At 39.9% G+C, this 6399-nt stretch carries 5 protein-coding genes; 4 read left to right on the forward strand and 1 reads right to left on the reverse strand.

From position 1 onward, the window contains the following. Nucleotides 1-10: 10 nt before the first annotated feature. The 4 genes from EO117_RS00810 to EO117_RS00825 all read left to right on the forward strand — a co-directional run bounded on the left by EO117_RS00810 (nucleotide 11) and on the right by EO117_RS00825 (nucleotide 6048). Nucleotides 11-997, forward strand: a complete 987-nt coding sequence (locus EO117_RS00810; RefSeq protein WP_126938657.1) for a deoxyguanosinetriphosphate triphosphohydrolase — start codon at nucleotides 11-13, stop codon at nucleotides 995-997. 139 nt (nucleotides 998-1136) lie between these two features. Beyond that, nucleotides 1137-1532 (forward strand): TetR/AcrR family transcriptional regulator, encoded by a 396-nt coding sequence (locus EO117_RS00815; protein WP_126938658.1) that lies wholly within the window; start codon nucleotides 1137-1139, stop codon nucleotides 1530-1532. Between the two features lie 175 nt (nucleotides 1533-1707). Next, a complete protein-coding gene (locus EO117_RS00820; protein ID WP_126938659.1) occupies nucleotides 1708-2874 on the forward strand; it encodes an efflux RND transporter periplasmic adaptor subunit in 1167 nt (388 codons plus the stop codon). 9 nt (nucleotides 2875-2883) lie between these two features. Next, nucleotides 2884-6048, forward strand: a complete 3165-nt coding sequence (locus EO117_RS00825) for an efflux RND transporter permease subunit (protein WP_126938660.1) — start codon at nucleotides 2884-2886, stop codon at nucleotides 6046-6048. A 216-nt stretch (nucleotides 6049-6264) separates the two neighbouring features. On the opposite strand, the gene EO117_RS00830 is transcribed toward EO117_RS00825, so the two are convergent. Beyond that, nucleotides 6265-6399: transposase (locus EO117_RS00830; RefSeq protein WP_164727450.1), on the reverse strand; the 135-nt coding region annotated here is incomplete at its 5' end.

The raw sequence follows: 6399 nt of genomic DNA on the forward strand, positions 1-6399 counted from the left end.
GAGGTGTCATATGAGTATTCGTGAAATGCTAGAAGAACGTGAATATACTATTTTAAGTCCCTATGCGGCTAAAAGTAAAGAATCAATGCGAGACCGTGAGGATGAACCAGATGCATATCGGACGGACTTTCAACGAGATCGAGATCGCATTTTGCACAGCAAATGTTTCCGTCGGTTAAAACATAAGACTCAGGTCTATATTGCACCAGGTGACCATTATCGGACTCGTATGACACATACCTTGGAAGTAGGCCAAATTGGGCGTACTATCGCTCGTGCCTTACGTTTGAATGAAGATTTGACAGAAGCTATTGCCATGGGACATGATGTGGGACATACACCATTTGGACATGTAGGGGAATATGCTCTTCGTGATATGGTAGGTCACTTTAATCATAATGAACAAAGTTTACGCATGGTAGAGTGTATTGAAAAGAATGGACACGGGTTGAATTTAACTACCGCCGTCCGAGACGGTATTTTAGGACATACAGGATCCCACATGCCTGTTACTTTAGAAGGTCAGATTATACGTACTGCCGACCGTATTGCCTATTTATGTCATGACTTTGATGATGCCTTACGAGCACATATGCTACGGGTAGATGATTTACCGAAAGAAGTAGTACAAGTCTTTGGGGATACCCATTCAAAAATGATTACCGCTATGGTGACAGATATGGTGACCTCGTCGATGGACCAACCAGTGATTTCTATGTCGGATCGTGCCACAGAAACGATGAATATTTTCCGCCGCTTTATGTTTGAACGGGTCTATCGAGCACCGTCCTTAATTCCTGATAGGAATAAAGGAGATTATGTGGTGAAACACTTGTTTATGTACTATAAAGACCACCCAGAGGCCATCCGTCATGAAATTCATCATGACAATCCCATCATAGACCAAGATATAGTGGACTATGTGGCGGGATTGACGGATAATTATGCAATTAAATTGTTTACAGAATATTACATTCCGAAAGTATGGGATAACTAATTTGCTCTTACAGAAATGCTACGTTACGACGTGGCATTTTTGTTTGACATTTATTTTTATTTTAAGTAAACTAAAGAATGGTACTGAGTAGTATGCTTTGAGTTTTGATGAATATAAAAAAGAGTATGAGAGGAGGGCTATGTTGGTTAACGTTAAAGAGAAAATTTTAGCAGCGGCGGCAATAATGATTGAAGAGCAAGGTATATCATTCCGCATGGATGATTTAGCAAAAGCACTGACCATTAGTAAACGTACGTTGTATGAACAATTTCGTTCTAAACATGAAATTGTAGAAACCATTTTAGCCCATGGTGCGGAAGACTTTTACAAGCAGCATGAAAATATTATAAAGAATAAAAGTCTAAGTTTAGAGGAAGTTCTATATCGGTATTTTAAAGTACACTCTAACTTGTATGCGGCCTTTAATGGAGAATCTTTCAAGGAAATCTTTTTATCCATACCGCAATTACAAGATACAATGAATATTTTGTTCAAGAAGGATTGGGACTTACTTAACGACTATTTAGTACATTAGCAAGAGCAGGGTTATATTGCTCAACATATAGATATTGATATTATCATTATGATGTTGCAAGGTGCGATACGACGTATTGTATTTGAAAGTTCAACTCATCATGAGGATGTATATAGATATATGCCAAAAGTTATTTCGGTCATATTACAAGGTATTACAAATAAGGGTGAAACGAATGAAAAAACAAGCGTATAATGGTTTAGTGGCAGCTAGCTTGGCAGCCCTTGTACTTGTATCTGGTTGTGGCGGTCAGGCTCCAGGACAAGGTCCAGCAGAGGTAAACTCCTATAAAATCACAGCTACAGATACAAATGTGCAAGAATCTTTCAATGGCACTGTATTAGCACAAAATTCCATTGCTATTCGTGCGAATGTATCTGGTCGTGTTGTAGAAAAATATGTGAAAGGCGGGGATACTGTAAAAGCAGGTCAAGCTTTGTATCGACTCGATGGACGTCAATATGAAGCAAACCTAGCTAGTGCTCAAGCCAATGCAGCTAGATCTAGTGCAGCCTACCAGAACTCTCAAGTGGATTTACAACGATATCAAACACTAGCTAATGAAGATGCCATTGCCCGTCAAACATTAGATACGCAGGCAAGTGTAGCAGCTCAAAATCGTGCGGCTTTAGAAGCGATGGAAGCACAAATTCGTATCGCAGAAAATAATTTACAAGATACGGTGGTATATGCACCATTTGATGGTACATTGGAAATGGATGATGTAGATCTAGGCACATTTGTTACCGCTGGACAAACAGCACTTGTTACATTGAACTCTACAGATCCAGTGTATGTGCAATTTAGTATGAGTGAAGCAGAATATCTAGAATATAAAAAAGCACATCGTTCTGTTGATGGTGAGGTAGAACTAAAACTATCCAATGGTGAAATCTATGGTACCTATGATGATAATCATAAAATTATGAGTACCATAAAAGGTCATATTGTAGAAGCTGCAAAAAATCTAGATAATGGCACAGGTCAGCTGATTTTGAAAGCGGCGTTCCCAAATCCAAATCATATGTTGTTACCAAATATGTATGCATCTGTGATTACTAGTGGTGAAACAATTCAAGGTGCTATTTTGGTGCCAACTCGTGCTTTGTTGCAAGTGTTAGATAAAACTTTCGTTATGGTCATCCGTGATGGTAAAGTAGAACAAGTGCCAGTTACAACAAGTGGTACTAGCGGTAAATATACAATTATTCGACCATCCAAAGATGGAAAAGGCCTAAAAGTAGGTGATGAAATCGTAGTAGATGGCTTAACAAAGGCAAAAAATGGGGCAGAAGTACATGCTACATTATTAACTAAGGAAGATATTGAGAAAGGTAATTAGGGTGATACTGTGTCAAAATTCTTTATTCATCGCCCTATCTTTGCTATCGTAATCTCTATTATCATTACATTGCTAGGGTTGATTTCCTTATCGAGACTACCGATCGACAGATATCCACAGATTTCCCCACCGCAAGTACAGGTTCGTACTGCCTATATGGGTGCCAATGCTGAGGTTGTGAGCGAAACGGTAGCTGCAGTCATCGAAAAACAAATCGTTGGCGTCCAAAATATGGATTATATGAAATCTACGAGTACAGGTGATGGGTCTTATAACTTAACCGTTCAATTTGAACAAGGAACTGATGCTGACATGGATACGGTAAACGTGCAAAATCGTGTAGCCCGTGCTTTAGCATCTTTGCCATCAGAAGTACAAACGGTGGGCGTAACCACTACGAAATCTTCTGGCGATATGTCCATGGTATTCTCCTTGGTATCTCCCAATGGTAGTTATGACAGAACATTCTTGAAAAACTATGCGACCAACTATATGATGGATGCTATCCAATCAGTAAATGGAGTTGGTACAGTACAAGAGTTCGGTGCTGACTATGCTATGCGAATTTGGTTAGATCCAACAAAGATGTCAAAATATGGGGTAACCGTAGGGGATGTCAGCAATGCCATCCGTAGTCAAAATAAACAGGCCGCAGCTGGTGCACTAGGTTCTGATCCTATTGATAAAGATCAAGCTTTTAATACATCGGTAAAAGTACAAGGTCGCTTAGCTGAAATTTCAGAATTTGAAAATATTGTAATCAAAAAAGATAAGAAGAATAATTTATTACATCTGAAAGATGTGGCTCGTGTTGAATTAGGTGCACAAAGTTATTCGGTGGAAGCTACTAGCTTTTCTAAAGACACTGGTAATGATAAGCCAGTAGCGGTGTTTGCCGTATCCTTGACTAATGATGCGAATGCATTAACGACGATTGATGCAGTAAAGAAGGTAATCGCTGAGCAAGAGCAATCCTTCCCACCAGATATGAAAGCAAACATTATTGTAGATAATACGAAGTTTGTTAATGCATCGATGAAAGAGGTTGTCAAAACATTTGTGGAAGCCTTGATTCTAGTGGCAATTATTGTGTACTTGTTCTTGCAAACATGGCAATCCACAGTCATACCTATGATTGCAGTACCAGTTTCCTTGATTGGTACGTTTGCAGCATTCCAGGTGATGGGCTTTACTATTAATACACTTACTTTGTTGGCAATGGTATTAGCCATCGGACTTGTTGTTGATGACGCTATCGTCGTAATTGAAGCCGTAGAATATGAAATGCGTTACAACGGGTTGAAACCAAAGGATGCCACGGTAGCAGCTATGGGAAAAGTTCAAGGTCCTGTTATTGGTATTGCCTTCGTATTGATTTCTGTATTCGTACCTGTAGCCTTCATGGGTGGTTTAACAGGTGTATTGTATAAACAATTTGCTTTAACAGTAGCGGTTTCTGTTATTATCTCTGCTTTTGTAGCGTTGACATTAACGCCAGCTTTGTGTGGTGTTATGTTAAAACCGCATGCACCGAAATCCACTACTAATATTGTGGGGCGATTCTTGGAATGGTTTAATGGATTCTTAGACCGAAGAATTGACCAATATGGTATTCAATTAGCTCGTTGGTCTAATCGACTATGGGCTACTTGGTTGGCGTTGGCTATTTTCTTAGGAGCGGCCTTTGGTATGATGCGTATGGTTCCTAGTGGATTCGTGCCAGCAGAAGATAGTGGTTACTTTATGGTAGCGGTGTCTTTGCCTCCAGGGGCTACTTCTAGTCGAACAAAAGAAGTGTTAACAGATTTGGGTCATTTCTTGAATGAAGATAAAGATATGGATGGTACCATCACTGTACCTGGTTTCGATATCTTAGCGGGTGCAGCACAAACTAGCGGCGGTGTTATCTTTACATCCTTAACTGATTGGGGTGAAAGAAAACAACCAGATCAACAACTTGGTTTGAAAATTCGAAATACTTTCATCCATGGTGCTAAAGATCCACGAGGTACGATTATTCCATTGAATCCACCATCCATTCCAGGCCTTGGTAATACAGGTGGTTTCTCTATGTATCTCATCAATAAAGCGGGTCATACAACAGAACAAATGAATGCGGTAGTAGAACAGTTCCTAGCTGAAGCTAGAAAACGCCCTGAGTTTCGCAGTATTTATACGACTTTCAATACGGCTACACCATCCTATAATTTTGATGTGAATCGCGATAGAGCAGCTCGTGATGGCGTAGCGTTAACAGATATTTATACTGCTTTACAAGGGTATTATGGAGGTATGCAGTTAAATGACTTTACTAAGTTTGGTAAAAACTATAAAGTTATGTTGCAAGCGGACAATCAGTTCCGTACAGACCCTAGTATGAATCATTTATTGACTGTTCGTAACGCAGCAGGTCAAATGGTACCTGTAGATACATATATTACTCCACAGAAGACAACCTCTGCCTTCGTGGTAACGCGATACAACAACTTCCCAGCCGTGAGCATCGGTGGTAATACAAAACAAGGTGTCAGCTCTGGTGATGCTATCAAAGCCTTAGAAGCAGTGGCGAAAGACACATTACCTCAAGGATATACTTATGATTGGGGTGGACAAACTCGTGAGGAAATCAAAGCGGGGTCTCAGGTGTTGATTATCTTTGGATTCGGTATTGTTTTTGTATTCCTTGTGTTGGCTGCCTTGTATGAATCTTGGAAAGTGCCATTTGCAGTATTATTATCTGTTCCAACAGGTATCTTTGGTGCTGTTCTTGGTCCATGGTTGTTCAATATGATTGGTGCTATGATGAAATCTACACATTTCTTTGCCTTGGATATTTATTTCCAAATTGGCTTGCTTACATTAGTGGGCTTAGCGGCGAAGAATGCGATCTTGATCATCGAATATGCTAAAATTCGTGTGGATGAAAGAGGGATGAACTATGTAGATGCCGCTATTGAAGCCGCGAAGATTCGTTTACGTCCTATCTTGATGACGTCTTTAGCATTCATCATTGGCTGTTTGCCGTTGATGTTGGCAAGTGGTGCCGGTGCTGGTGCCCGTGCATCCTTGGGTGTGACCGTAGTATTTGGTATGATTACAGCCACATTCTTTGGAGTGGCAATCATCCCTATGCTGTTCATCATTATGGAAAAAATGGGATTTAAACGTCACTAATTAGGCTATGCAGCCTCGTGGGTCGTTACTTGTAAGGCTATGCAGCCTTGTGGCGGTCTTAATTGAATATGATAAAAAGGGAAGAGCACGGCATACTCCTCACAAACGGTATTTCATAATGTTTGTTCGGAGCACGCCGTGCTCTTCTTGTGTTTGTATTATTTTGTCAGGCTCTTTGTCAAATGTGGGGGCTACTCATATAAAAAGTTCTTAGCACTAGCTATTTAAATAGCTAGTGCTATTCTTTTTGCTCAATAAAAGTATACGAACTCTGAAGCGTTCAAAATGGCGCAACCCATAACTTATTCTCTTTAACACTTTAATGTTATTATTACATCCTTCTGTAAACCC

It is taken from the genome of Veillonella sp. VA142, assembly GCF_003992135.1.
In the GTDB taxonomy this organism is placed as follows: domain Bacteria; phylum Bacillota; class Negativicutes; order Veillonellales; family Veillonellaceae; genus F0422.